Consider the following 1,790-nt stretch of genomic DNA (forward strand, 5'->3'; position numbering starts at 1 on the left):
GTCCCAGGGCGCGCCCCTCGCGGGGCGCGACCGTGGACCGGCGGTTCGGGGGCTCGCTACTTCTTGGAGCCGGCAGCCTTGCCGAAGCGGGCCTCGAAGCGGGCCACGCGGCCACCGGTGTCGAGGATCTTCTGCTTGCCCGTGTAGAACGGGTGGCACTCGGAGCAGACCTCGGCACGGACGGTGCCGGACTCGATGGTGCTCCGCGTGGTGAACGAGGCGCCACAGGTGCAGCTGACCTGCGTCTCGACGTACTCGGGGTGGATGTCGCGCTTCAAGGTGTCTCCTAGGTTCGGGAGGGCGCCGGGTCGCCGCCGCGGGATGCGGGTGCGTGAACCGGAGCCGACGGACCAGTCTGCCAGGACTGGCACCATCCCCCAAAACCGGGGGTGGGGCGCATCTATTCCCAGGGCCGGTACCAGCGGGAGGGCGCTCGCTCAGGGGGTGACGACGCCCTGGGCGCCGCCCGCGGCCGTGCCGGCCGTCGCCGACTCCGGGATCGGCCGGTCGTTCCGCAGGGCGGTCCAGATCCGCTGGGCCTTGGCCCGCTCCGGCAGCACCCGGTTGGGGTCGGCGGGGTCGTACCGGACCGGCATGGTGACCATGTGCGTCCCGGCGGCGCCGATGCCCTTCAGGCCGCCCGCGAAGTCCGCGAGGGAGTTGACCGAGCCGAGGTCGGAGTCGGTGGTGACGGTCCTGGTCGCGGTGTCGGCGAGGTCGTAGAGCTTCTTGGGGCTGCTCAGCACGCCGACCTGCTCGGTCTGGGCGATGAGGGCCTTCACGAACGCCTGCTGGAGCTGGATGCGGCCGAGGTCGGAGCCGTCGCCGACACCGTGCCGGGTGCGGACCAGGCCGAGTGCCTGCCTGCCGTCCAGGGTGTGGGTGCCGGCCGCCAGGTCGAGATGGCTGTCCTGGTCCTTGATGGCGCGGGTGGTGGTGACGCGTACTCCGCCGAGGTCGTCGACGAGGCGTTCGAAGCCCGAGAAGTCGACCTCCAGGTAGTGGTCCATGCGGATACCGGTGAGCGACTCGACGGTCCGGACCGCGCAGGGCGCGCCCCCGGTGGCGTAGGCCGAGTTGAACATGACGTTCCTGGCGGCCGGGTACGTGCGGCCCCTGGTGTCGGCGCAGGCGGGGCGGTCGATGAGGGTGTCGCGGGGTACGGAGACCACGGACGCCTTCTTGTGGCCCTCGTACAGGTGGACGATCATCGCGGTGTCGGAGCGGGCGCCGCTGTCGGCAGCGCCGCCGCCCAGTTCGCGGTTGGCACCGGAGCGGGAGTCGGAGCCGAGGACCAGGATGTTCTGGGAGCCGTTGTCGGCCTTGGCGGGCCGGTCCCGGCCCAGCACCTGGTTGATGTCGATGCTGTGCAGGTTGCCGTTCAGCTTGACGTAGACGTACCCGGCGCCGGCACCGGCCAGCACGACCACGCCGGCGGCCGTCCACGCCGTGGCGAGCAGGGCCTTGCGGCCGGCGCTGCGGGGCTTGCGGCGGCTCCCCCCGCCCCGGCGGCGGGGGCCGTCTCCGGGCTCCGGTATGCCGGGCTCCGGCGTGCTCTCGGTGGACACTGCGCTCCTAGGTCTCGTCCGTGCGGTTCCCCCTGCGTCGAGGGTCGGGAGCGGTCATCACCACTCCATCGTCGCTCCACCTGGCCGGACAGGGAAACTCGGGACAGGCTCGCAGAGCGCGTCGCGCCGCCCGTAAGGGCCGTACCGAGGCGAGTCGGCACCGGACGTCCCCTCTGTGGCGAAGGTCTCGCGGGAGCACCGCGCACGCGAAAGGGCCGCCCC

Annotated in this window: 2 protein-coding genes; both read right to left on the reverse strand. The window is 72.3% G+C overall.

Features of this window, described 5'->3' with window-relative positions; genetic code table 11:
- Nucleotides 1-56: 56 nt before the first annotated feature.
- Nucleotides 57-278, reverse strand: coding sequence for a 50S ribosomal protein L31 (rpmE, locus tag ACFWN1_RS33135; protein ID WP_355740462.1), 222 nt, complete (start codon nt 276-278; stop codon nt 57-59).
- 159 nt (nt 279-437) lie between these two features.
- Entirely contained in the window at nt 438-1,568 is a 1,131-nt protein-coding gene (locus ACFWN1_RS33140; RefSeq protein ID WP_384370434.1) for an LCP family protein, read from the reverse strand.
- Nucleotides 1,569-1,790 lie beyond the last annotated feature (222 nt).

It is taken from the genome of Streptomyces sp. NPDC058459, assembly GCF_042721685.1.
Taxonomy (GTDB): Bacteria; Actinomycetota; Actinomycetes; order Streptomycetales; family Streptomycetaceae; genus Streptomyces.